Origin of the sequence: Neorhizobium sp. BT27B (genome assembly GCF_050455485.1) — a bacterium.
Classification (GTDB): domain Bacteria; phylum Pseudomonadota; class Alphaproteobacteria; order Rhizobiales; family Rhizobiaceae; genus Neorhizobium.
This window is the reverse complement of the sequence record NZ_JBCIYT010000002.1, coordinates 166,540-191,033: the sequence shown is the minus strand read 5'-3', so window position 1 is coordinate 191,033 and position 24,494 is coordinate 166,540. Positions and strand designations below refer to the sequence as shown.

The window sequence follows — 24,494 nt, the reverse complement described above, 5'->3', positions numbered from 1 at the left end:
TGACATGGGTGGATTTCGACACATTTGGGATTAGCGGATCGACTGCCGAAAACAAATTGGGTGAACGAGGACGGCGCCACGGTCTCCCTTCTATCTCCCCCACATGGGGGGAGATCGGATGGGCGCACCGTCCCGGTAATGTAGCAAAACCGTATGCCCCCTACTCCGCACCCAGCAATTTCTTGTCCAGCCCATGCCGCTGCATCTTCTCGTAAAGCGTCTTGCGGGAAATGCCGAGCTGTTCGTAAACCGGTCGCAGCGCCCCGCCATGCGCGGCGATGGCATCGGCAATCACGGTGCGCTCGAACGCCGCCACCCGTTCCGCCAGCCGTCCATCCGGCGATTTAGCAGAGCCCGAAATATCACCTGGATTGAGATCAAGCCCGAGCACAAGCCGGTCAGCGGCATTGCGCAATTCACGCACATTGCCCGGCCAGTCGCGCTGCGAGACAGTAGAGAGCAGCTCGTGCGAAATCGGCTGATCCTCGCGACCATACCGCGCCGCCGCCTCCCGCACCAATTGCAGGAACAACAACGGAATATCCGCCCGCCTTTCCCGCAAAGACGGCACATGCACGGTCGCGACATTCAACCGGTAGAGAAGATCGGCACGAAAACGCCCGGCCAGCACCTCGGCCTCAAGATCGACCTTGCTGGTGGCGATGAAACGCACGTCGAGTTCCACCGTCTCATTGGAGCCGAGCCGGTTGATCACCCGCTCCTGCAGCACCCGCAGGAATTTTGCCTGCAGATCGAAGGGCATGGAGCCGATCTCATCGAGCAGGATGGTCCCGCCCCGGCCATGCTCGAATTTGCCGTAACGCGACCGAAGCGCGCCCGGAAACGCTCCCGGCTCATGGCCGAAAAGCTCGCTTTCGATCAGGTTTTCCGGCAGTGCCGCGCAGTTGATGGCGACAAACGGCCGGTTGGCGCGCGGGCTGACATCGTGAAGCGCCCGCGCCACCACTTCCTTGCCCGCCCCGGTCTCGCCGATCACCAGCGTATCGGCATCGGTCGCGCCGATGGCGCGGATGGCGTAACGCAGGTCCACCATGGCTTGCGTCCGGCCCGGCAGCCGGGCTTCGAGATCGTCGCGTTTGCCGGCCACAGCCTTCAGCCGACGATTTTCCAGCACCAGCGCGCGGCGGTCGAGTGCGCGACGGATGATGCCGGCCAGATGTTGGGCGGTGAAGGGTTTTTCGAGAAAATCATAGGCGCCCTCACGCATCGCCTTCACGGCCAGCTGCACATCGCCATGGCCGGTAACAAGGATGACCGGAATTTCCGCATCGAGTTCGCGGATGCGGTGCAGAAGTGTCATGCCATCCAGCCCCGGCATGCGGATATCGCTCACCACGATACCGTCGAAACTGAAACCGGTCAGTTCCAGCACATGATCGGCATTGGAGAAGGTCTGCACATGCAGGCCCGCCAGTTCCAGCGCCTGGCTGGTGGAGCGCCGCAATTCCTCCTCATCGTCGATCAGAAGCACACGCTGCTCGCTCATTCGGCGGCCCTCCCGATGGCGGCATCGGCAGAGGTCAGCTCAATGGCAAACACCGCGCCGCCGTCCGGATGATCGGTGGCAACAAGGCTGCCGCCAAAATCCTTGACGATATTGTAGGAGATCGACAGGCCAAGCCCCAGCCCCTTGCCGACACCCTTGGTGGTGTAGAACGGATCGAAGATGCGCTCGCGAATGGCGGCGGGTACGCCCGGACCGTGGTCACGCACGCAGATCACGACACGCCCGTCATCGCTGCGGGCAGCCGAAACGATGATACGCCGGTCCTCCAGCCCCTCGATGGCATCGGCGGCATTGGTGATGATGTTGACCAGAACCTGCTGCAACCGCACCGCGCCGGCCAGCACCACCGGCGGCGGACTGTCCATCTCGATCGTCAGTGCCGCATCGGCAGCGCGTAGACGTGCATCGACGATTTCCAGCGTGTCGCGCATCACGTCATCAAAGGAAACCACCGACAGTTTTTCCTCCGGCTTGCGGGCAAAGTTGCGTAAGTGGCGGCTGATCGAGGCCATGCGATCGATCAGCGCCGAAATGCGCCGCAGATTGTCGCTCGCCTCACCCGGACGCCCGCGCTCGATCAGCAGTGCCGCGCTATCCGCATAGGTTTTGGTGGCCGCCAGCGGCTGGTTGAACTCGTGGCTCAGCGCCGCCGACATCTGGCCTAGCCCCGCCAGTTTTCCGGCCTGGATCAGATCCGCCTGCGTGCGCCGCAACCGCCGCTCCGTCAGCCGCCGTTCGGCGATTTCCTGTTTGATCTGCCCGTTGACGCGGGCAAGATCGGCGGTGCGTTCCTCCACCCGCCGCTCGAGGTTTTCCTGCGCTTCCGCCTGCAGCTTGATGCGTTCCGCCAACCGCATGCGCCGCTGCACCAGAATGGCGCCGCCGAGAAAGGCGAGGCAGACGAGCAGGATAGCGACGATGGTGGAGTTCTGCGCCTGCGCCCTGACCGACGCCGTGTCCATCAGCACCGCAACAGTCCATCCCGCTTCCGGCATAAGCTGCGACAGAACCAGAAACTCCTTGTCGGCCCCCTCTTCGGAAATCGACAGCATGGCATGCTCGCCATCAAAGCCACGCTGCACCGGCAGTTCCCGCAGCACCGCATCGGAATACCGGCGGGACGCCTTGGTATTGGCCAGCCGCTCCGGCGTCAGCGGCAGAACACTGCTGTACAGCCAGCGCGGCGTGCCGGTCATGAAGATGATGCCTTCGGGGTCCGACACGACGATGCGGCTGTCGCCATCACCCCATGAGGCTTCGATGCCGTCGATATCCACCTTAAAGACGATGACGCCATAGATGGTGCCGCCGATTTCGATGGGCGAGGAGAAATAATAGCCGCGTTTCGCCGATGTGGTGCCGAGCGCATAAAAGCGCGACTGATGCCCGGCTGCCGCCTCCTGAAAATAAGGTCGGTAACTGAAATTTTCGCCGACAAAACTGGTGGCGCTGTCGAAATTGCTGGCGGCGACCGTGACGCCGTCCATGGTCATCACATAGATGTCCGAGGATTTCAAAAGCGCATTGATGTCCTTGAGATAGAGATTGGTGGCATCGCGCAGAGCCGGATTGGCGGGATCGATGATCAGCGCCTCGACATCCTCATGATCGGCGATCAGCGCCGGCAGCGCCTCGTAACGGCGCAGATGCCCGTCGAGCGCCGAGACGGCAAGCCGCAGCGTCGTGCCCGCCTGTTCGGAGGCCTCTCGCATGTAGCTACGGCTGGCGACATGGCTGCCGTGCAGGATCAAGGCCAGCACCACGGCCGCCAATCCGCCGAAGATCAGGATAAAACGTATCTTCAAGAAAGCCCGGGCTCCTCCTCCCGCACTCGTCAGAAACCGCATTGTAATGAAGACGTGACGATTGTCACCACACCCGGAAAACGACCGGAGATTTGACGATTGAAAAATGCAGCTTTCGCGCGAAGCTGAATGGTGGTTATGTTGGGCGAGTTTTCTTGGCCGTTGAGGGCCGACGCAATTGGAATTGAGGTGGTGGCGCTTGCTCCCGATAATCTCCCCCCTTGAGGGAGAGATGTCACGATAGTGACAGAGGGGGGTAAGCGACGGGGCGGCATATCGAGCGGCAAAGGTCTTGCCGAGACAGTACCCCCCTCTGCCCTGCCGGGCATCTCCCCCTCAAGGGGGGAGATCGGCTGGACGCACCCTCCCGCGTTCCATCTGCGATACGCGTGACCATTGCGGTGGGTCAGGACGCATAATCTTTTGAAACGGAGTGGTATCGCATGACATATCTGCTTGCGCTTCTTATCGGTGTGGTGGCTGGCCTCAGAGCCATGACCGCGCCTGCCGCCATCAGCTGGGCCGCCTGGCTCGGCTGGCTCAACCTGTCGGGCACATGGCTGTCCTTCCTTGGGTCGTTCTGGGCCGTCGCCATCTTTTCCGTGCTGGCCGTGGTCGAGCTGGTGACCGACCAGCTGCCCTCGACACCCAGCCGCAAGGTGCCGCAGCAATTCGGTGCCCGGCTTGTCATGGGCGCGCTGACCGGTGCTGCGATCGGGGCCGGCAGCGGCATGTGGATTGCCGGACTGGTTGCCGGCGTCATCGGTGCGGTGATCGGCACCTACGGCGGGGCGGCCGCGCGCGCAAAACTTGCCGCCGCCTTCAAAAAGGACCCGCCGGCAGCCTTCATCGAAGATGCGATTGCCATCATCGCCGCCTACCTGATCATTTCCGCCATCCCGGCAGCATTGGTCGCCGCATGACGCAACAATTCGATGCCATCATCATCGGCACCGGTCAGGCCGGGCCTTCGCTCGCCGGTCGCCTGACCGATGCAGGCCAGACGGTTGCCATCGTTGAGCGCAAACTGGTCGGCGGCACCTGCGTCAATACCGGTTGCATGCCCACCAAGGCGCTGGTCGCCAGCGCTTACGCCGCACACCTTGCACGTCGCGGTGCCGATTATGGCGTGACGGTCGGTGGCGAGATTTCCATCGACATGAAACGGGTCAAACAGCGCTCGCATCAGGTGACGCTGAATGCCCGCAACAACAACGAGACATGGCTGCGCGGCATGCAGCGCTGCACCTTCATCGAGGGCCATGCCCGGCTGGAAAACGCCAATACGGTGCGCATCGGTGACGAGGTGATCACCGCCCCGAAAATTTTCCTCAATGTCGGCGGCCGTGCCACCATTCCGGATTTTCCCGGCATCGATGAAGTGCCCTATCTCACCAACACCTCGATCGTCATGCTGGAACGGGTGCCGAAACATCTGGTCGTGATCGGCGGCAGTTATATCGGGCTGGAATTCGCGCAGATTTACCGGCGTTTTGGCGCAGAGGTCACCATCGTCGAAAAAGGCCCCCGCCTCGTCTCTCGCGAGGACGAGGACGTCTCCGATGCCATCCGCAACATTCTCGAAGCGGAAGGCATCACGGTGCGCACCGGTGCGGAATGCATCCGTTTTCGCCCGCATAAACAGGGTGTGGCGGTGGACGTAAACTGCACGAAAGGTGAACCGGAAGTGATCGGTTCGGAGGTTCTGCTCGCCGTCGGCCGCCGCCCCAATACCGACGACCTCGGCCTCGACAAGGCCGGCGTGAAGACGGATGCGCGCGGTTACATCAAGGTCAATGACGATCTTTCCACCAGCGTCGAAGGCATATGGGCGCTGGGGGATTGCAACGGCCGCGGCGCCTTCACCCACACCGCCTATAACGATTTCGAGATCGTCGCCGCCAATCTGCTGGATGGCGAGAACAGAAAAGTCTCCGACCGCATTCCCGGTTACGCGCTTTATATCGACCCGCCGCTTGGCCGTGTCGGTCTGACGGAAAAGCAGGCGCGCGAAACCGGCAAAAACATCCTCGTCGGGACAAGGCCCATGAGCCGCGTCGGCCGCGCCATCGAAAAGGGCGAGACGTCAGGTTTCATGAAGATCATCGCCGATGCCGACACGCGCAAAATTCTCGGAGCCTCCATTCTCGGCACCGGCGGCGATGAAGCCATCCATGGCGTGCTCGACATGATCAATGCCAGCGTGCCCTACGATACCTTGCGCTGGGCGGTACCGATCCACCCGACCGTCTCGGAGCTATGGCCGACGCTGATACTCTCGATGGCCAAGATTTAAGGATCGGGTAACTTAATTTTACGTCTGTCCGGGACGGTTTATTAAAATTAACCGGCCCTCCAGCCGGGTTTGCTTAAGTAAACTCTGGTGTTGGAGTAATGGTCATGTGCGGATTTGCCGGCTTTCTGGGTGATGGCGTGCCGATGGAGCAGTCGCAGGGGCTGCTGACGTCGATGGCGCAGGCGATTGCCCATCGCGGCCCGGATGAACGCGGCATCCAAACCCTCCCCGGTCTCGGCCTTGCCCATGTGCGCCTGTCGATCGTCGGCCTCGGTGATGGCCAGCAGCCGATGTCACTCACCGAAGGCGATGACGACCTCACCATCGTCTTCAACGGCGAGATCTACAACTATGTCGAACTGCGCGATGAGCTGAAGGCCGCCGGCCACCGGTTCAGAACCGGCTCGGACACGGAAGTCATCCTGCATCTCTATCAGGCTTTTGGTGATGACTGCCTGCAGCGCCTCAACGGTGATTTTGCCTTCGCCATCTGGGACGGACGCCGCCACCGCATGCTGCTCGCCCGCGACCGCATGGGTGTCAGGCCGCTGTTTTATGCACAGCGCAACGGCACGTTCTATTTCGCATCGGAAGTGAAGGCGCTGTTGCAGGTGCCCGGCATCGTCGCCGAACTCGATCCTTTTGCGCTCGACCAGATCTTTACGCTGTGGGCGCCGATAGCGCCGCGCACCGCCTTCCGCGATATCTTTGAACTGGAACCGGCGGGCCGTATCATCATCGAAAACGACCGTGTCGATATCCGCCCCTATTGGGCACCGCAATTTGCCGATGCCGGCGATCATGTCGCTATGAACGAAGACGAAGCCGTTGAGGAACTGCGCGCGCTTCTGACCGACGCCACGCGCCTGCGCATGCGCGCCGACGTGCCGGTCGGCGCCTATCTTTCGGGCGGGCTGGATAGTTCGCTGATCACGGCGATCGCAGCGCCGATGGCGCCGGCCGGCCTCAGCACCTTTTCCGTCACCTTCGACAGCCCCGAACATGACGAAAGCCTGCACCAGATGGCGGTGGCCATGGCGCTCGGCACGCTGCACAACGCCATCACCTGCGGCCCCGCCGAGATCGCCGGCAGTTTCCCGGATGTCATCCGCTTCACCGAGCGGCCGATCATTCGCACCGCCCCGGCTCCCCTCTTCCAGCTGTCCGGCCTCGTGCGCGAAAGCGGCATGAAGGTGGTGCTGACCGGCGAAGGCGCCGACGAGGTGTTTGCCGGTTACGACATCTTCAAGGAAGCCAAGGTGCGGCGTTTCTGCGCCCGCCAGCCCGGATCAAAAATCCGGCCGCATCTGTTCAAGAAACTCTATCCCTACCTGCCCGGCCTGAAACAGCAGTCGGCGGGTTATCTCTCTGCCTTCTTCGGCACCACCAAGGACAGTCTCGATGATCCGCTGTTTGCGCTGCGCCCGCGCCTGCGCAACACCGGCTCGGCCAAAAATTTCTTCTCCGACAGCCTGAAACAGCAGCTTGCCGGTTACAATGCAGCGGATGAACTCGTGTCACGCCTGCCTGCCGATTTCTCGCGTTGGCATGTGCTCAACCAGGCGCAATATCTGGAAATGCGGTTCCTGCTGCCGGGCTACATTCTATCGAGCCAGGGGGACCGTATGGCCATGGCGCATGGCATCGAGGGGCGCTTCCCGTTCCTCGACCATCGCCTCGTCGAATTCGCCAACCACCTGCCGCCCAGCCTGAAGCTCAAAGGGCTGGAGGAAAAGCATATCCTTCGCCGCGTCGCCCGCGATCTGCTGCCACCTGTTGTCGCCAACCGGCCAAAACAACCGTACCGCGCGCCCGACAGCGCCTCCTTCATGCCTTCCTCCGGCCAGACCTATGTTCCGGCCGTCATGAACGAAACGGCGATTGCAGAGGGCGGATTGTTTGATCCGCAAGCCGTTGCCATGCTCGCCCGCAAATGCATGGCCAAACCGGCCAGCGGCTTCCGCGACAATGCCGCCTTTGTCGGCATTCTTTCGACCCAGCTGTGGCATCAGGCTTTTGTCACGCCGGCTGTCGATGCATCGCAAGCGGCGTGATAAATCGGTATTTCAAAAGCCGACATATAATCGAATTTGCTAACTTAACCCTATTTTCATGAGGTTGGCTCATAGTTGGTGCATGTGAATTCTCCCTGCGATCATTGCACGGGATGGAGGATGTGTATGTTCCGGCCCAACGAGTCCGAAGATAATCGCCGACAGGTGCGGGCAAACGCCCCGCTCCGTCGTTCGTCCTCCGCCGGCTCGCTTCTCGATCAGGCCGGCCCGGACACCGACGAGGACAGAGCCCGCCCGCTCCATCGCAGCGAGCGTCCTGAAGCGTCGCGACCGGACACCGCCCCGCGGACCGAGGCGTCTTATCCCTCTGCATCCTTCGGCGATGACGAGTCGTCTGCGCTGGAAGCCCGATTGCAGGCGCAATGGCAAAGCGTGACGCAGATCGGCATCGGCCATGTCCTGCGCTGGCTGCAGCGCGGTTTCCTTCTCATCGTGGTGATGGCGATTATCGGCGCCGTATTGGCCTTTGGTTACGCCACCACGACGACGCCGCGTTACACTGTCTATACCGACCTGATCGTCGACCCATCCAACTTGAACGTCACGCCCGACGACCTGACCGCCGCCAATCCGCAGCGGGATTCGCAGCTACTCGAAGTCGGCAGCAAGCTGCGCGTCCTCACCTCCGGCAACGTGTTTCGTCAGGTGATCCGCGACCAGAAGCTGACGGAAGACCCGGAATTCTTCAAGCCCAGCCTGCTCTCTTCGCTTCTGGGCAGCAGCGGCGGTGAACTCTCGCAGGACCAACGCGAGCTTGCCGTGCAGCGCGCGCTTGAGGAACGTGTACAAGCGTCACGCGAAGAACGGTCCTTCGTGGTCATGCTGTCGGTGTGGACTGCAGATCCGCAAAAATCCATTCGCCTGTCGAATGCCATCGTCGAGGCGTTTCAGGCGCAGCTTTTCCAGTCGTCTTCGGAAAGCGCCGGCCGCATTGCCGCCAGCATCAATTCCCGTCTCGATGAACTGCGCGCCTCCGTCACCCTTTCGGAAGAAAAGGTCGAACAGTTCAAGCGCGACAACAAGCTTCAATCGAGCGCCGGCGAGCTGACCAGCAGCCGCATTTCCAGCGCCCTCGATACGCAGGTTCTGGATGCGCAGCAGCGGCTGATCCAGGCGGAAACGCGTTATAACCAGATGCGATCGGCCGTTGCCGATCGCCGCATCGCCAGCGCCACCATCTTCGATTCCGCCGCGATGACGACGATGCGCGGCAATTTCACCGCGCTCGAACAGCAGATCGGCGCAATGACCCGCACCTATGGCAGCCGCCATCCGCGCCTTGTCGCCATGCAGTCAGAACGCGCGACGCTGGAAAGCGCGATCGCCGAGGAAGCCGACCGCATCCTGCAGCAGGCACGACAGGATAGCGAACAAGCCCGCGCGACGCTGGCGCAATTGCGCAACCGTTCCGACAGCGAACGCGCCACCGTCTTCACCAACAACGACGCGCAGGTACAGTTGCGCGAATTGGAACGTGATGCCCGCGCCAAGGCTGCCGTTTACGAAACCTATCTCGGCCGCACCAACCAGATCAGCGAACGTCAGGAAATCGACACCAGCAATGTGCGGGTGATCTCCAATCCGGTAGCACCGAAAACCAAAAGCTGGCCGCCGAGCACACCTCTGCTGATGGTCGGTGGCACCATTGCTGGTGCAGCCATCGGCACAGGGCTGGCGCTTGTCTTCGGTCTTCTCGGTTATCTCCGAAACGCCCGCCCGCGCTACATTTCCGCCTGATTTGACAGGGTTTGCGGGGCCCTAAAACCGGTTCTCGCAAATTTGTGAAAGCGCGCGAGCCGGCGCGCCAACCGCGATGCACAAGCCGGAAAACCGTCAAAGGCTCATCAATAAAGATAATAATTTCAGCATGTTACCGATAGACAAAGATGATCGGTCATCACAGCCGTCTGATGTCATCCTTCGGCGCGGACCTTACGCCCAATCTCTTGCCGTACTGCAAAATGGATTTGCCTTGCAAAGCTTCAATCAGGGCGTAGGCTCGAGTTATCGACGGCCAGGACGAATAAAGGGCGGCCGCGACTGGAAGAACAGGCCGAACATGTTTGGCCTGGATCGCTTTCGCCCCCCGGTGTGGAGGCAGAAACATGAATTCATCCACGGCATATCCGACGCTCGATCCGAAAGAGCTCGCATTTCTGCAGAAGTTTTATAACGATACCTGCGCCGAGCATGGTTTCGAGGGAAAAAGCCTCGCCGCTCAGGACCTCGCAGCACGGATCATGCTGTCCTATCAGAAGGGCGCCCGTACCGAGAGCGATCTCGCGCGTCATGTCAACGCATGACCATCTGAACAGGACCTTTGTAAATCCGGCCGCCAGCCTTCCAACTGGCGGCTTTTTATTCTGTTTCCTTGAAAACGGTCAGCGTTTGGCCTGCAGATCGCGCTCGTCGCGCATCAGGTAGATGCGGGTCAGCACATCGAGATGCTCGTGCAGCCAGTTGGCCATCGCCACCTCCTGCTCCATGATGCGGGAAAGCACATCTTCCGCCTCCGCATCGCCGAGTTCATCGGCGGCCGCCATCAGGACCTGATAGCTGGCGATTTCGCCCTGCTCGAAAATGTAGGTCGCCATCGCACCCTTGATGATCTCGTCACCGGCCAGCATGCCGCTGATGCCCTGCGCCGCAGTGCCGAGCTTGCCGGCAACGGTTCTGATCAACGGGGGGCCGGCAGTGCGTTCCAACAGACCGCGCAAAAGCTCCTGCTGGGCCTGCGTCTCGACAAGATGATCTTCCACCCGTGCCTTCAGATCCGGATAATTCTGGATCCTTCTGGCCTGACTGGTGAGCATGGTGATCGACTGGCCCTCCGCGGCGAATGCATCGCGAAGCCAGGCATCGAAATGAATTTGGACATGGGTCATCGCTCAACCTCTCCTCTCTGCTCAAGCGTGCATTTCAATCATGCCGTTAACGCGGGCAAGTTTAAGGCGGTTCCGCATGGTGGGCATTTATGTCGGAACCTTCGGGCCGCTTTCCGGTTTCCGACTGAGGCTCCGCCAAGCAAATCAGGGAATATTTCATGCCAGACCCACGCGAACCGAGCGAACAGCCACCGATGCCTGCCCCCAACTGGATACCGGAACCGCCGATCGAGGAACCCGATCCGGACCTTCTTCCGGACGAGATACCGCTTCCCAATCCCGATGAAAGCGATGCTCCGCCATTGCATGCGGCCCAACATTAGGAAATTGCAGGATTTAAATGTCTGATGCTGCCTGTGGCGCGCAACCACGTCAGGGAACAAGCGGCGCGCCTGCGCGTTTATGGCCACGACCGAATTTTGGGGCGTGACCACGTGTATCCGATGAACAAGACCAGCAATCATTCCGCAGCGGAAACGCCGGAATCCATCATCAGGCATGGCCGAAATGCCTGGCGTACGGCAAACGCCGAAAAGGCTGCCTTTCTGGTCGATGGCGCCGATTATTACCGCCGCCTCGAACAGGTGATCCTCAAGGCAAAACGCGCGATCTTCATCATCGGCTGGGATTTCAACCCCGACATTCTGCTGCGCCCCGGCGAGGCAGACAGCCCGACGATCGGCGCGCTTTTGCGTCAACGCGTCGAAGAGGAGCCGGAGCTGCAGGTGCGCATCCTCGTCTGGGGCATGGGGCCGGTCTATTCGGGCAAAAGCTTTCGCATGTTCGGCGAGATGGAATGGAACGCCCACGAGCGCATCGCGCTGCGGTTCGATTTCCGCCACCCCTTGCGCGCCAGCCATCACCAGAAGATCGTCTGCATCGACGATGCCGTGGCCTTTCTCGGCGGCATCGACCTGACCGCCCGCCGCTGGGACACGCGCGAGCATGCCGTCGAACAGCCGCTGCGGATCTCTCCGGATGGAAAACCCTATGGCCCCGTGCATGACATGCAGGCAATCGTCTCGGGCGATGCCGCATCCATCGTCGGTGAAGTGGCACGCAAACGCTGGAAGCGGGCGACACGCCAGATCGTGCCCTTGCTGGATAACCAGCCGGATGGCCATGCCGACACGCTGTGGCCGGACGATCTCGCGCCTGCGCTGACCCATTGCCCGACCGGGCTGGCGCTCACCATGCCGTGGCGCTGGCAGGGCAAGCGCGGCCACCGCGAGTCGATCCGCCTGACCCATGACGCGCTGCGCGCCGCAAAACGCCATATCTATCTCGAATCCCAGTATCTCGCCTCCTTCGGCGTTGCCCGCACCATCGCGGCACGGCTGCAGGAAGAGGACGGGCCGGAAATCGTCATTCTCGTCACCCAGGAATCCCACGGATTTCTGGAGAAGGTGATGATGGGCAACAACCGCAACCGGCTGATCCGCAAGCTGAAACGCAATGACCGCTTCAACCGCCTGCGCATCTATTATGCCGTCACCGCCGATGCCGAGGGCCGCGAGCGGGAAATCATCGTGCATTCCAAGCTGATCGTCATCGATGACCGTTTGCTGCGCATCGGCTCATCCAATCTGAACTACCGCTCGGAAGGGCTGGACACGGAATCCGACCTCGCCTTCGAGCCGGTAACCGATGAAGGTCGAGCCGCGATCACCACCATGCGCGACGATCTGCTGGCCGAACATCTCGGCGTCACACGGCAGGAGATTTCGGCCTCGATGGCCGAGACCGGTTCGATGCTCGCGACCATCGACCGGTTCAATGCCGGCACACGTGGCCTACGCCCGTTCAATGTGGATATCAGCAAGGGCGAAACGGATTCGGTGATCGGCACCAGCCTTGCCGACCCCAAACGCCCGTTCTGGCCTTATCAGCAGGTGCGTTCGCTGTTTCGCCTAAGCCTCTCGCGGCTGACCCTGGGGCTGTTGCGCTGACGGCACCGGCCGACGGCGGTAATAGGCCTCGCTGGCGATCAGCAACGGCACGCCGATGACGAGCGGCACGAAATAATAAAGCGCCCGAAACACCACCAGTGCGCCGATCGAGGCGCTGGCCGGCATCAGGCTGAGCATTGCGGCTTCCAGCACGCCGAGACCGCCCGGCACATGGCTGAGAATGGCGGCCAGCATGGCCGTCACGTAAGCCGCCGCCACTTCCAGATAACCGGCATCGGTAAACGCCGTCATCAACTGGTAGAGCGCTGCCGCCACACAGGCGAAATTGGCCGTGCCGACCGTGACCTGAGCAATGGCGATACCGGCCGACGGCGGCTCCAGCCGCCACGACCGCAGCCGGAGCGGCTTTCGGACCTTCGCGCAGAAACCGACATAAAGAACCGGCGCGGCCAGCAGAATGAACCCGAGCAGCCGTTTCGCGCCTTCGTCCAGCTCCAGCAGTTCCAGCCCCTGCCCCGGCTGCAGCACCAGCGCCAGTCCCGCCAGCGTCACCAGACCGAGCGCCACCGTGACACCGCAGAACAGGATGATTTTTGCCACCTGTTCGCCGGTGAGCCCCCAGCGCGCATAAAAGCGATAACGCACCGTGCCGCTGGAAAGCGCCGCGACGCCGATATTGTGGCCGATGGACAAGGCTGTGAAGGATGCCAGCGCCGCCCGCCGGTAAGCCAGTGGCTTTCCGACATATTTCAGGCCCAGCATGTCGAACCAGCTGAGGCAGACATAGGAGGCGATCACGAAGGCAAAACCGCTGGCGATGCGCACCGCCGGAATGGCATCCATGGAGGCGCTGATATCGGCGATGCTGTAGCGCCCTAACGCCCGATAAACCAGCCAGGCGGCAATGCAGACGGCAAGCGCGATAACGATCCTGATTAAATGGCGCTTCACCCTGTCTCGCTCCTGCAATTATGCTCTTGTGGATTTCGGTCGTGAAAGCGGAACGAAAACACTGCCGAAGGTGTTCCCTGCGTCATGAACGACCGCCCGACAATTTCTGCCCCGATCACGCCTGAAACACAGGCCCGCCAGCTCAGGATCCTGAGCTACAACGTGCATTCCTGTATCGGCACCGACAAGAAACTCGATCCGGCCCGCATCGCCGATGTGATCGCCGGGCTGGAGCCGGATATCATCGGCCTGCAGGAACTCGATGTCGGCCGCAAGCGCAGCGGCGGCATCGATCAGGCGCATGCCATCGCCTCGCTGTTGAAAATGGATTTTCATTTCCACCCGGCCCTGCGTGTCGAGGAGGAAAATTACGGCGACGCCATCCTCTCCGCCTTTCCGACGCGCCTGATCAAGGCCGATGCCCTGCCATCCTACGGCGAACCGCGTGGTGCCTTGTGGGCGGAAATCGATATCGGCGGACGGCCCTTGCAGGTGTTCAACACCCATCTCGGGCTGTTTCGCCGCGAGCGTGTGCGCCAGTCGGCGATCATCACCGGGCCGGACTGGATCGGCCACCCCGATGCGCTGGGAAAACCACGCCTGCTGATGGGGGATTTCAACTCCATCCCCTCATCCCCCGCCTATAGGCAACTGGCATCGACGATGCGCGATATCGGCGTCGAAACCGGCAAGGTGGCAAGCCGCACCTTTCCGTCTCGTTTTCCGCTGCTGCGGCTGGACCATGTGTTTGTTGCGGGCGGCCCCAAAATCATCGAAGCCAAGGCTGTCTCGACGCCGCTGACGCGGCTGGCCTCCGATCATCTGCCATTGCTGGTGACGATCGAATTCTGAGGCGGCGGAACCAAATCACGATAGGAAAGTTGACAGCCCGTGCCGACGCATCCAACCGCGGCGGCGCGTCATGGATACCTCCCCGTCTGGCGCTTCCCTTAGATGAGGGAAGCGCCTTTTCTTTGGGGACATCAGGCGCCGCGGTTGGGAACGCGGTTTTCCAGATAACGGAAGGCAACGACCAGAATGCCGGTCAGCACCAGATAGATCAGCGCCAGAAGCAGAAGCGGCTCGTAGGTCAGCAGCGTATCCGAGCGAACCTTGGCGATCACCGAATAGGTATCCATCACGGTAATGGTTGCGACGAGAGGGGTCGACTTCAACTGCAGAACGGTCTCGCCGTTCAGCGTCGGCAGCGAACGCTGGATGGCGCGCGGCAGCCAGATGCGGCGGAACATGGTGAAACGGCGCATGCCGAAGGCGCGTGCCGCCTCCAGTTCGCCCCTCGGCACACCGGCAAAGGCGCCGCGCATGACTTCGCCTTCATAAGCCGCGAAGGACAGCATCAGCGCCGTGAAACCATAGGGCCAAGCTTGGCGCAGATAAGGCCACATGAACGACTGGCGGATTTCCGGAAACTGCGCAAACAGAGAGCCGAGACCGTAATAAAGCAACCAGAGCTGCAACAGCAGCGGCGTGCCGCGAATGATTGTGCAGAAACCGTTTGCCAGCCATTTCAACGGTCGCGGCCCGGTGACCTGCACCAAACCGAGCGGTACGGCCAGCAGGAAGCCGAAGAAGGATGTGGTGGCAAGAAGCACCAGCGTCTGCCAGATGCCGGCGATCAGCCTGTCCTGATATTTTGGCAGCCAGTCCCAGCGCATGAAAACGACGGCACAGGCAAAGACGCCGACAAACACAGCCATCAGGAACAGCCGGTGCGGCTCCAACAGGCTGCGTGCCTTTGGCGGTTTGTAGGCAGGCAGGATGGTGGCTTCGTCCTTCATCATCACCGTCATGCCTCCCGCACCATGCCCCGTCGCGCCCGTCTTTCGATGGCGCCGATGGCGATGTTGGAGACCAGCGTCACGGCGAGATAGAGCACACCGGCAGCGAGGAAGAAGGTCAGGTAATGTTTGGTCGTGCCCGCAGCCTGTCGCGTCACCAGCGTCAGTTCACTGAAACCGACGACGGCGAGAAGCGCCGTATCCTTGGTGGCGATCAGCCAGAGATTGGACAGACCCGGCACGGCATAGGGCAGCATGGCCGGCAGGGTGATGCGCCGCAAAGTCATGAACGGCGACATGCCATAGGCGCGTGCCGCCTCGATCTGGCCGGCCGGAATGGCTTTGATGGCGCCGCGCAGAACCTCGGTCGAATAGGCTCCCTGCACCACGCCGATGACAAAAATGCCGGCGGCAAGGCCGCTGATATCCACCGACGGCAGGCCGAGCAGCGCCGTCAACTGGTTCACCAGATCGGTGCCGGCGTAATAGAGCAGCAGGATCAGCACCAGTTCGGGAATGGCCCGCACCAGCGTCGTGTAGATTTCCAGCAGGTCGCGAACGATCGGCCCGCCATACAGCTTGCCGGAGGCGCCGCCGATACCGATGATGAGGCCGAGCAGGTAACCGCCGACCGCAAGCTGCAACGAACTGAAAAGACCAGCCAGCAGAACGCCACCCCATCCGGGGGGAGATAAAGCAAGCAGGCTCAGGTCCATGAAATTACCGCCATTCGAGGATCGGCTCCGTCAGGAGGGATCAAAACAGAACGGTCCCGGCGACAGGCGCCGGAACCGCAAGCAATCAGGCAATCACTTGCCGTAGACGTCGAAATCGAAATAGGCCTTCGAGAACTTGTCATAGGTTCCGTTGGCACGGATCGCCTTGATGGCGGCGTTGAACTTGCCCTTCAGCTCGGTTTCATCCTTGCGCAGGCCGATGCCGACGCCGGCACCCAGAACGGCCGGATCATCGACGACATTGCCCTTGCTTTCGCAGCATTCCTTGCCCTGATCGGACGCGAGGAAGCTGTCGAGCGTGATCGCATCGGCCTGAACGGCATCGACGCGGCCGGCGGCGAGGTCGTTATTGGCCTCATCCTGCGTCTGGTATTCCTTGATCTCGGAAACCACGTCCTTGAAATGCTTCTGGGCATATTCGGCATGGATGGTGGAAACCTGAACGCCGAGGATCTTGCCCTTGAGGCCTTCAGGCGTTGCCGTGAACTTTTCCGACTTCGGACCGATGATGCCGGTCGGGGTGTTGTAATATTTGTCGGAGAAATCGATCGTCTTCAGGCGTTCGTCGGTGATCGACATGGACGACATGATGGCGTCGATCTTCTTGGTGGTCAGCGCCGGAATGATACCGTCCCAGGCGACCGGGGTGATGACGCATTCCAGCTTTGCTTCGGCGCAGACGGCGTTCATGAACTCGACTTCCCAGCCGACCCACTTGCCGCTGGCATCCGGCGAGGTGAACGGCGGATAGGGTTCTGCGGCAACGCCGACCTTGATCGGTTCGGCCGATGCGGCGCCGACAGCGGCAACACCAACCAGTGCTGCGAGCGCGACCGTCTTCAAAATGCTCTTCATGGTTTGTCCCCTTTAGGTTTTGCAGGTTTTTTGATTGCTTTAATGGATGGAGCTGATGAACTTCTTCAGCCGCTCCGATTTCGGATCTTCGAAAATCGCCTGAGGCGGGCCCTGTTCCTCGATGACGCCGCCATGCAGGAAAACCACATGGCTCGCCACCTGACGGGCAAACTTCATCTCGTGGGTAACGAGGATCATCGTGCGCTTTTCGCGCGCCAGATCGCCGATGACGGAGAGAACCTCGCCGACCAGTTCCGGGTCGAGCGCCGAGGTCGGTTCGTCGAACAGCATGACCAGCGGCTGGATGGCGAGCGCACGGGCAATTGCCGCACGCTGCTGCTGGCCACCGGACATGAAGGCGGGATAGGCATCGCGCTTTTCATAGAGCCCGACGCGTTTCAGGAGGGTCTCGGCCACCGCGATCGCTTCGTCGCGTGGCTGTTTCAGCACATGCACCGGCACTTCGATGACATTCTGCAGAACCGTCATGTGCTGCCAGAGATTGAAACTCTGGAACACCATGCCGAGCCGGGTGCGGATGCGCTGCACCTGACGGCGGTTGGACGGGATCAGCCCGCCATGACCGTCGGTTTTCATCTCGATTGTTTCGCCATGCACCGTTACCGAACCGGCACTGGGCAGTTCCAGCATGTTGATGCAACGCAAAAGCGTCGACTTGCCGGACCCCGAACCGCCGATAATGGCGATGACATCACCCTGTTTGGCCGTCAGGGACACACCCTTCAGGACCTCAAGCGGGCCAAACCGCTTGTGGAGGTCGCGGACCTCGATGGCTTGCGCCGTATCACTCATTCACACCGTCACCGCCGGGCGTTTGCCGCCCGATCTGCTGTTTTGACATGTTCCCCCAGCGCATATCTTCGGACCACCTGCTGGAATTGCAGCCCGATTTTGGGGCAAGTTTTGCACTTGTCCAAAAATTACTCAAGCGTATAATAAGCCAAACACACAACCTGACCGGGCCATTGTGTTGCCCGGAACAGATCAACCCATAGCTTTCGAGGGGTTTTTTACATGAGCGAATACGGCTCCCAGGCCATGTCTGAACGGCTGTTGCGGGTGATGATGCGCCGGCCGGGAAAAAGCCTTCTGGCTGCGGATGCGGCAAACTGGCACTACGGCCCGACCTTCGACGCAAACAAGGCGATCGAACAGCACAAGGTGTTTGCAGGCCTTGTGGAAAAGTCCGGCGCGGAGGTTCTGTGGATCGAGGATGACGGCGACGGCCTGGCCGACAGCATGTTCACCCACGACCCCTCGCTGATGACCGACAAGGGCGCCGTGATCCTGCGCATGGGCAAGCCGCTGCGCGCAGCCGAACCGGAATTGCACGAAAAGACCTATCGGGATGCCGGCATCCCGATCCTCGGCCGCATCCAAGCGCCGGGCACGGTGGAAGGCGGCGATTGCATCTGGGTGGATCACAAGACGCTGGCGATCGGCCGCGGCGTGCGTTCCAACCAGGCCGGCATCGAGCAGATGCAGACGATCCTTGCAGAAATCGGCGTCACCGTCCTCGGTTTCGACCTGCCGCTGTGGCAGGGCGAGGAAGCCTGCCTGCATCTGATGTCGGTGATGAGCCCGCTGGCGCCGAAACTGGCGCTGGTGCATGCGCCGCTGATGCCCGCCGCATTCTATATGCTGCTGCGCGAACGTGAGTATACGCTGATCCACGCCCCGGAAGCGGATTTTGCGGCCAGCAACGGCCTCAACCTCAACGTTCTACCGGTCACGCCGAACCATGTCATCATGGTCAGCGGCTTTCCGGACACCAAGGCGGCGATGGAAGCGCATGGCTGCAAGGTCGAAACGTTTGAGGCGGATGCGCTCTGCATCGCCTGCGAGGGCGGGCCGACATGCCTCACCCGCCCCATTCTTCGGGAGAAAAATTGAGCCGACGGACCTTTCATCGGGCAAGCGAAACGGAGCGGCGTGAGGATCTCATTGCCGCAACGCTCGACTGTATTGCCGAATTCGGCATACAGGGCGCCACAGTGCGCCAGATCGCAGCCCGCGCCGGTGTCACCGGCGGCCTGATCCGGCACTATTTCGACAGCAAGGACCAGATGATGCAGGCCGCCTATCGCGAGATGATGGCGGCCATGACCTCCGGCTCCATCGAGGCGGCCAACAGCGCCGGCACAGCCAAACAGCGGCTTGGCCGTTTCATCGATGCCAACCACTCGGCCAGCGTTACCGATCCGCGCATGCTGTCGCTCTGGGCGGCCTTTATCGGCCATATCAGGCACGATCCGACCTTTGCCGCCATCCACCGCGAAAACTACACGGCCATTTTGACCGCACTTGAAAACCTGCTCCGCGATTTCTTCATCGAAAACAATCGACCGGAAGAAGTCGCGCGCTGCCATCACCACACGGTCGCACTGACAGGACTTCTCGACGGGCTCTGGCTGGAAGCAACGCTGGCAGATGACCTGTTCGCCGAAGGCGAACTGCAGGCGCTGGCCTTTCGTTCGGTCGAGACGCTGCTTGGCTTGAAATCCGGCGACCTTTCGGTGCAGACAGACGACACACAGGGTGCAGATGGCATCCCACCCGCCGACCCACTGAAGAAAGACATTTGATGCGTTACGCCTCCATCACCGACCGCCTCGCCCATCTCGGCTCCGGTCGCTGGGCCCTTCACACCAATGCACGGCGCATGAAGGCGGCCGGCGAAGACATTATCGAACTGACGATCGGCGAGCCGGATGTGGCACCCGATCAGGCCCTGCTCGATGAAGCCTCGCGCGCCATGTATGCCGGACGCACGCGTTATTCCAACGGTCGCGGCGAACCGGCGGTGCTGAAGGCGCTGGTGGAAAAGTATTCGAAGCGCCGCGCCGGCATCAGCGAGCGCAATTTTCTCTGCTTCCCCGGCACCCAGACGGCGCTTTACGGCGTCATGACCGGTCTCGTCGAGCGCGGCGACGGCGTGCTGGTCGGCGATCCGCTGTATGCCACCTATGAAGGCGTGATCGCCTCCACCGGTGCGCACATGATCCCGGTGCCGCTGCGCCCGGAAAAGAAGTTTCATCTGCAGGCCGCCGATCTGGAACGGGCGATCACGCCTGAAGCGCGTGTACTTCTGCTCAACACCCCGCACAACCCGACCGGCGCCGTGCTGACGCAGGCCGAAATCGCCGCCATCGGCGAAGTCTGCCGCAAACACGATCTCTGGATCGTTTCCGACGAAGTCTATGAGGAACTGATCTTCGACGGCGTCAAATTCGCCTCGCCCTTCGATTTGCCCGAACTGGCCGACCGCACCATCGCCGTCTCGTCGATCTCGAAATCACACGCCGCACCGGGCTTCCGCAGCGGCTGGGCTGCCGGCCCGGAAGAGTTCTGCGAAAAGGTGCTGCCGGTTTCGGAAACCATGCTGTTTGGCGTGCAGCCGTTCATTTCCGACATGACGGCGCTGGCGCTCTCTCATCATTTCGACACCGCCGACATCATGCGCGGCAATTACGCCCGCCGCGCCGAAATCGTCGCCAAAAGCTTTGCCGGCAGCAATCTGGTCAAGCCGATGCTGCCGGAAGGCGGCATGTTCATCCTGCTGGATGTGACGGCCACCGGTTTGGGCGGCGAGGAATTTGCCTGGGAATTATTGCGCGAGGAAAAGGTGGCGGTGATGCCGGGGACGTCGTTCGGCGATCAGGCCGCCGGTTTCCTGCGCATTTCGCTGACGGTGCCGGAAGATGTGCTGGCAACCGCGATGGCGCGGATTGCCGCGCTGGCGGGACGGCTGGCTGCGAAGGCGTGATGCTATCGCGTGTAAATTAAGTCCCCCTCTGGCCTGCCGGCCATCTCCCCCACAAGGGGGAGAAGATTTGCGGCAACCATCTGCCCCAATTGAGCCACGGCGGAGCGGCCAGGTTAAGCCCCTCCCCCTTGTGGGGAGGGGTTTGGGGCGGGGTCTTTTTTTTCATATGAGGCTCACACTACTCCGCCTCATGGCTGCGTCGACGGGCATCGCGTTCGGCCGGGTCGTCATCCATGTCGACCTCGTAAGGCGAGACATAACCGCCGGAATCGCCGGCATCCACCACATGGGCGACATAACCGGGCGGCGTCTCGCCCTCCAACGCCTTCTTGGCACGCCGCATGTCCGCCATCACCGGGTCCGGTGCATGGTGCGGCTCACCGGTGCCGCAGCTGCGAGCGATGTTCGGCTGGCTGCTGCCGAACTTGCGGGCTTCATGATTATCACTTGCCGTACGATCCTGCATGACGGGTCCTCCTGCCGTTTCAGCCAGGATAACATGCCTTGAGAAGACTTGGTTCCGAAATAGATCAAATACCGAGATACCGGTCCTGCAGGTCGGCGTTCAGCGCATCCGGCGTCCCGGCCCAAACGCTGCGGCCGTTTTCGAGGATGACGCAGCGATCCGCCACCGGCAGCAGTTCCGACAGCGTCTTGTCGACCACGAGAATGGACAGGCCGTCCTCTTTCAGCGAGCGGATCGCCCGCCAGATATCCTGCCGGATGACAGGCGCCAGCCCCTCCGTCGCCTCGTCCAGTATCAGCAGACGAGGATTGGTCATCAGCGCCCGGCCGATCGCCAGCATCTGCTGCTCGCCGCCGGACAGCGATCTCGCCATCTGCGCATGCCGCTCGTCCAGCCGTGGGAACAGTTCGTTGATCCGCGAAAGTGTCCACGCGCCCGGTCGTGCGGCGGCGACGAGGTTTTCAAACACGGTGAGGTTCGCAAAACAGCGTCGCCCTTCCGGCACAAGCCCCAAGCCCAGCCGCGCCACCTTGTGCGGCGGCAGTTTTTCCGTCGATCGACCGGCAAAGGTGATGCGGCCGGATTTCGGCGGCATCAGGTTGCAGATCGACTTGATGGTGGTCGATTTGCCCATGCCGTTGCGGCCCATCAAGGCCACGACCTCGCCTTCCGCCACCGCCAGATCAACGCCAAAAAGCGCCTGACTGCTGCCGTAGAACGTGGTGATATTCTGAACATCCAAGAGCATCAGGCATGATCTCCGAGATAGGCGGCGCGCACCGCGGGATCACGACGGATGTCTTCGACCGTGCCGGTGGCGATGATACGGCCATAGACCAGCACCGAAATCCGGTCAGCCAGTGCGAACACCGCATCCATGTCATGCTCGACCAGCAAGATCGGCGCTTCATGGCGCAGGCCATCGAGAAAGCCGGTCAGCCGCTTGGAGCCTTCCGGCCCCATTCCGGCCATCGGCTCGTCCAACAGAAAAGCCTTCGAGCCAAGCGCCAAAGCGATTGCGATTTCCAGCTGCCGCCGTTCGCCATGCGACAGTTCCGCCGCTGGAATGTTGGCGCGCTGCGCAAGCCCAACGCGCTCCAGCATGGCCATGCCTTGGTCGATCAGGGCGCGGTCACGCATCACCGGCCTGAAGAACCGAAAGCTCGATCCGCCTTTGGCCTGTACCGCCAGCATGACATTGCGCAGCGCGGAAAACTCCGGCGCCAGCGATGACACCTGAAACGTGCGCCCAAGCCCCAGACGCGCCCGTTCGGAAACACCCATGCGGCCGATATCCCGGCCGGCAAAACGGATCGTGCCGCTATCCTGTTGCTGTGTGCCGCAGATCTGGTGGATCAGCGTCGACTTGCCGGCACCATTGGGGCCGATCAGCGCATGGATTTCACCGGCGCGCAGGTCGAGTGTCACGCCATCGGTGGCCCGCAACGCGCCAAACGTCTTGACGAGATCGGTCAGTTCAAGGATCGGGCGATCAACCATGCCGCGCCTTTCCGGCCAGAAGCCCGATCAGCCCGCCACGCGCAAACAGCACCACGCCGAGCAGGATCAGCCCGAGAAAGAACTGCCAGCGTTCGGTGATGCCGCCCAATGCAAACTCGAAGATGACGTAAAGCATCGCCCCCGCCACCGGCCCGAACAGACGGCCGGTACCGCCGAGAATGATCAGCACGATCAGCTCGCCCGACATGTGCCAGGAGAGCATGGACGGGCTGACGAATTTGTTGAGATCGGCGTAGAGCGCACCGGCCAATCCCGTCATCATCGCCGAGAGGACAAATGCCGTCAGCCTTATGCCATAGGGCGAGATACCGACCGAAGCGACACGCACCTCGTTCTGTCGCGCCGCCTGCAATGCCGTGCCGAAACGCGCGTTTCGCAGCAATGCAAACAGGCCGATGCAGACAATCAGCACGCCGTAGCTCAGCAGAAAGAAGCTCAGAGGCAGCATGGTGTTGATGCCGGGAAACTGGTTGCGCACCAGAATGGACAACCCGTCCTCGCCGCCATAGGCCGGCCAGGAAACCGCGAAATAATAGATCATCTGCGCGAAGGCGAGCGTGATCATGATGAAATAGACGCCGGATGTGCGCAGGCTGATCGCGCCGATCGCAAGACCTGCCAGACCGCAGGCCATCACGGCAAAAATCCAGATCACCGGCATCTGGTTGCTGCCTTCGAAACCGAAAGGCATCGGCTCGCCGGAGAAGACATGGCTTGCCAGAATGCCCGCCGCATAACCGCCGATGCCGAAAAAGGCAGCATGGCCGAAGGAGACGAGACCGCCCAACCCGAGCGCGATATTGAGGCCGGTCGCGGCCAGCGCCAGCACGGCGATGCGGGTGGCAAGTGTCACGGTGAAGGGCTGGCCCATCTGACTTGCCACGACGGGCACGATGAGAAGAGCCAAGGCCAGCACGAGATTGATGACGGTTTCGCGAGACAATGTCATGCCGGTCACGCCTTTGCCGGAAAAAGGCCGCGCGGCCGAAACGCCAGAACCAGCGCCATGACGATATAGATCAGCATCGCCGCCAGAGACGCACCGACCGTCGCAGCCGTGGAAGCCGGCATCACCAGCCCCAGAAGCGGCGGCAGCAGAAAGCGCCCGAGCGTATCGGTCAAACCCACGATCAGCGCGCCGACCAGCGCGCCCTTGATCGATCCGATACCGCCGATGACGATGACCACGAAAGCGAGGATCAGCACCGGTTCGCCCATGCCGACCTGCACCGATTGCAGCGCCCCGACCAGCGCACCCGCCAAGCCCGCCAGCGCCGAGCCGAGCGCAAACACGACGGTGTAGAGCGTGCGGATATCGACACCAAGCGCCGCGATCATTTCGCGGTCGCTTTCACCGGCACGGATGCGCATGCCGAGCCGGGTTTTCGAGATCAGCAGGTAGAGGCCGAGCGCCACCAGCGCGCCGACGCCGATGATGGCAAGGCGATAGAGCGGATAGGCCTCGATACCCGGCAGCGGCACCGCACCCGCCAGAAGCGGTGGAATATCGAGATAGAGCGGAAACGATCCAAACACCCAGCGCGCACCCTCGGAGAAGACAAGGATCAGCGCAAAGGTGGCGAGCACCTGATCGAGATGATCCCGGTCATACAGTTTTCGGATCACCAGAAACTCGACGATCGCCCCGGCGGCCGCAGCAGCGACAAGGCTTGCCGCCAGTCCGAGCCAGAACGACCCGGTGGCAGCCGCAACCACCGCGCAGGCAAAGGCGCCCACCATGTAGAGCGAGCCATGGGCGAGATTGATCAGGCCCATGACGCCAAAGATCAGCGTCAGCCCGGCCGCCATGAGAAACAGCATGACGCCGAGCTGCAGGCCATTGAGCAACTGCTCGAGGGCAAGAGACAGGATCACCAAA

Annotated in this window: 24 protein-coding genes; 11 read left to right on the top strand and 13 right to left on the bottom strand. The window is 61.5% G+C overall.

Annotated features, from left to right (window positions below):
• Positions 1–160: 160 nt before the first annotated feature.
• Together AAIH70_RS06360 and AAIH70_RS06355 are read right to left on the bottom strand one after the other, a co-directional pair.
• Positions 161–1,507 carry a sigma-54-dependent transcriptional regulator gene (locus AAIH70_RS06360; RefSeq protein WP_132271355.1) on the bottom strand — a complete coding sequence of 449 codons (1,347 nt, stop codon included), beginning with the start codon at positions 1,505–1,507 and terminating at the stop codon, positions 161–163.
• Entirely contained in the window at positions 1,504–3,333 is a 1,830-nt protein-coding gene (locus AAIH70_RS06355; protein WP_430033629.1) for a sensor histidine kinase, read from the bottom strand. Before AAIH70_RS06355 ends, AAIH70_RS06360 begins: the two co-directional genes overlap by 4 nt.
• A gap of 443 nt (positions 3,334–3,776) precedes the next feature.
• Here AAIH70_RS06355 and AAIH70_RS06350 point away from each other — a divergent pair, with 443 nt between their 5' ends.
• The 5 genes from AAIH70_RS06350 (at position 3,777) to AAIH70_RS06330 (ending at position 10,007) form a co-directional block, all read left to right on the top strand.
• Positions 3,777–4,256: a DUF4126 family protein gene (locus tag AAIH70_RS06350; protein ID WP_132271353.1), complete on the top strand. Its 480-nt coding sequence runs from the start codon at positions 3,777–3,779 to the stop codon at positions 4,254–4,256.
• Positions 4,253–5,629 carry an FAD-containing oxidoreductase gene (locus AAIH70_RS06345; protein ID WP_132271352.1) on the top strand — a complete coding sequence of 459 codons (1,377 nt, stop codon included), beginning with the start codon at positions 4,253–4,255 and terminating at the stop codon, positions 5,627–5,629. The genes AAIH70_RS06350 and AAIH70_RS06345 overlap by 4 nt, the downstream gene beginning before the upstream one ends.
• Before the next feature lie 104 nt (positions 5,630–5,733).
• On the top strand, positions 5,734–7,683 hold the full coding sequence (gene asnB / locus AAIH70_RS06340) for an asparagine synthase (glutamine-hydrolyzing) (RefSeq protein WP_132271351.1): 1,950 nt from the start codon (positions 5,734–5,736) through the stop codon (positions 7,681–7,683).
• A 126-nt stretch (positions 7,684–7,809) separates the two neighbouring features.
• The gene (locus AAIH70_RS06335; protein WP_132271350.1) at positions 7,810–9,441 is read left to right on the top strand and encodes a GumC family protein; all 1,632 of its coding nucleotides are present in this window, start codon (positions 7,810–7,812) and stop codon (positions 9,439–9,441) included.
• A gap of 368 nt (positions 9,442–9,809) precedes the next feature.
• Positions 9,810–10,007, top strand: coding sequence for a hypothetical protein (locus tag AAIH70_RS06330; protein WP_132271349.1), 198 nt, complete (start codon positions 9,810–9,812; stop codon positions 10,005–10,007).
• A 78-nt stretch (positions 10,008–10,085) separates the two neighbouring features.
• Here AAIH70_RS06330 and AAIH70_RS06325 read toward each other — a convergent pair whose 3' ends face one another.
• A complete protein-coding gene (locus AAIH70_RS06325; protein WP_132271348.1) occupies positions 10,086–10,589 on the bottom strand; it encodes a ferritin-like domain-containing protein in 504 nt (167 codons plus the stop codon).
• 158 nt (positions 10,590–10,747) lie between these two features.
• On the opposite strand from AAIH70_RS06325, the gene AAIH70_RS06320 reads away from it, so the two are divergent.
• Positions 10,748–10,912 carry a hypothetical protein gene (locus AAIH70_RS06320; RefSeq protein WP_165931910.1) on the top strand — a complete coding sequence of 55 codons (165 nt, stop codon included), beginning with the start codon at positions 10,748–10,750 and terminating at the stop codon, positions 10,910–10,912.
• Positions 10,913–10,936: 24 nt separating this feature from the next.
• Positions 10,937–12,538, top strand: coding sequence for a phospholipase D-like domain-containing protein (locus tag AAIH70_RS06315; RefSeq protein ID WP_430033625.1), 1,602 nt, complete (start codon positions 10,937–10,939; stop codon positions 12,536–12,538).
• On the opposite strand, the gene AAIH70_RS06310 is transcribed toward AAIH70_RS06315, so the two are convergent.
• Positions 12,500–13,450, bottom strand: coding sequence for a lysylphosphatidylglycerol synthase domain-containing protein (locus AAIH70_RS06310; protein ID WP_132271347.1), 951 nt, complete (start codon positions 13,448–13,450; stop codon positions 12,500–12,502). The genes AAIH70_RS06315 and AAIH70_RS06310 overlap by 39 nt on opposite strands.
• A gap of 84 nt (positions 13,451–13,534) precedes the next feature.
• Between AAIH70_RS06310 and AAIH70_RS06305 the strand changes: the two genes are divergently transcribed.
• Positions 13,535–14,302 (top strand): endonuclease/exonuclease/phosphatase family protein, encoded by a 768-nt coding sequence (locus tag AAIH70_RS06305; protein ID WP_132271346.1) that lies wholly within the window; start codon positions 13,535–13,537, stop codon positions 14,300–14,302.
• 131 nt (positions 14,303–14,433) lie between these two features.
• On the opposite strand, the gene AAIH70_RS06300 is transcribed toward AAIH70_RS06305, so the two are convergent.
• The 4 genes from AAIH70_RS06300 to AAIH70_RS06285 all read right to left on the bottom strand — a co-directional run bounded on the left by AAIH70_RS06300 (position 14,434) and on the right by AAIH70_RS06285 (position 17,654).
• Complete coding sequence (locus AAIH70_RS06300) at positions 14,434–15,249, bottom strand: ABC transporter permease subunit (RefSeq protein WP_132272511.1); 816 nt, start codon at positions 15,247–15,249, stop codon at positions 14,434–14,436.
• An 8-nt stretch (positions 15,250–15,257) separates the two neighbouring features.
• Positions 15,258–15,965, bottom strand: coding sequence for an ABC transporter permease (locus tag AAIH70_RS06295; RefSeq protein WP_132271345.1), 708 nt, complete (start codon positions 15,963–15,965; stop codon positions 15,258–15,260).
• Between the two features lie 93 nt (positions 15,966–16,058).
• Positions 16,059–16,841, bottom strand: a complete 783-nt coding sequence (locus tag AAIH70_RS06290) for a transporter substrate-binding domain-containing protein (protein WP_132271344.1) — start codon at positions 16,839–16,841, stop codon at positions 16,059–16,061.
• Between the two features lie 39 nt (positions 16,842–16,880).
• On the bottom strand, positions 16,881–17,654 hold the full coding sequence (locus AAIH70_RS06285; RefSeq protein WP_132271343.1) for an ABC transporter ATP-binding protein: 774 nt from the start codon (positions 17,652–17,654) through the stop codon (positions 16,881–16,883).
• A 222-nt stretch (positions 17,655–17,876) separates the two neighbouring features.
• On the opposite strand from AAIH70_RS06285, the gene AAIH70_RS06280 reads away from it, so the two are divergent.
• The 3 genes from AAIH70_RS06280 to AAIH70_RS06270 are packed head-to-tail and all read left to right on the top strand — an operon-like array spanning position 17,877 to position 20,628.
• A complete protein-coding gene (locus AAIH70_RS06280; protein ID WP_132271342.1) occupies positions 17,877–18,755 on the top strand; it encodes a dimethylarginine dimethylaminohydrolase family protein in 879 nt (292 codons plus the stop codon).
• Positions 18,752–19,447 carry a TetR family transcriptional regulator C-terminal domain-containing protein gene (locus tag AAIH70_RS06275; RefSeq protein ID WP_132271341.1) on the top strand — a complete coding sequence of 232 codons (696 nt, stop codon included), beginning with the start codon at positions 18,752–18,754 and terminating at the stop codon, positions 19,445–19,447. Before AAIH70_RS06280 ends, AAIH70_RS06275 begins: the two co-directional genes overlap by 4 nt.
• On the top strand, positions 19,447–20,628 hold the full coding sequence (locus tag AAIH70_RS06270) for a pyridoxal phosphate-dependent aminotransferase (RefSeq protein ID WP_132271340.1): 1,182 nt from the start codon (positions 19,447–19,449) through the stop codon (positions 20,626–20,628). Before AAIH70_RS06275 ends, AAIH70_RS06270 begins: the two co-directional genes overlap by 1 nt.
• Positions 20,629–20,806: 178 nt before the next feature.
• Here AAIH70_RS06270 and AAIH70_RS06265 read toward each other — a convergent pair whose 3' ends face one another.
• The 5 genes from AAIH70_RS06265 to AAIH70_RS06245 form a co-directional block, all read right to left on the bottom strand.
• Complete coding sequence (locus tag AAIH70_RS06265) at positions 20,807–21,094, bottom strand: hypothetical protein (RefSeq protein WP_132271339.1); 288 nt, start codon at positions 21,092–21,094, stop codon at positions 20,807–20,809.
• 64 nt (positions 21,095–21,158) lie between these two features.
• On the bottom strand, positions 21,159–21,842 hold the full coding sequence (locus AAIH70_RS06260) for an ABC transporter ATP-binding protein (protein ID WP_430033620.1): 684 nt from the start codon (positions 21,840–21,842) through the stop codon (positions 21,159–21,161).
• Entirely contained in the window at positions 21,842–22,594 is a 753-nt protein-coding gene (locus AAIH70_RS06255; protein WP_132271337.1) for an ABC transporter ATP-binding protein, read from the bottom strand. Before AAIH70_RS06255 ends, AAIH70_RS06260 begins: the two co-directional genes overlap by 1 nt.
• Positions 22,587–23,558, bottom strand: coding sequence for a branched-chain amino acid ABC transporter permease (locus tag AAIH70_RS06250; RefSeq protein ID WP_207908223.1), 972 nt, complete (start codon positions 23,556–23,558; stop codon positions 22,587–22,589). Before AAIH70_RS06250 ends, AAIH70_RS06255 begins: the two co-directional genes overlap by 8 nt.
• An 11-nt stretch (positions 23,559–23,569) precedes the next feature.
• Entirely contained in the window at positions 23,570–24,490 is a 921-nt protein-coding gene (locus AAIH70_RS06245) for a branched-chain amino acid ABC transporter permease (protein WP_132271335.1), read from the bottom strand.
• Positions 24,491–24,494: the final 4 nt, after the last annotated feature.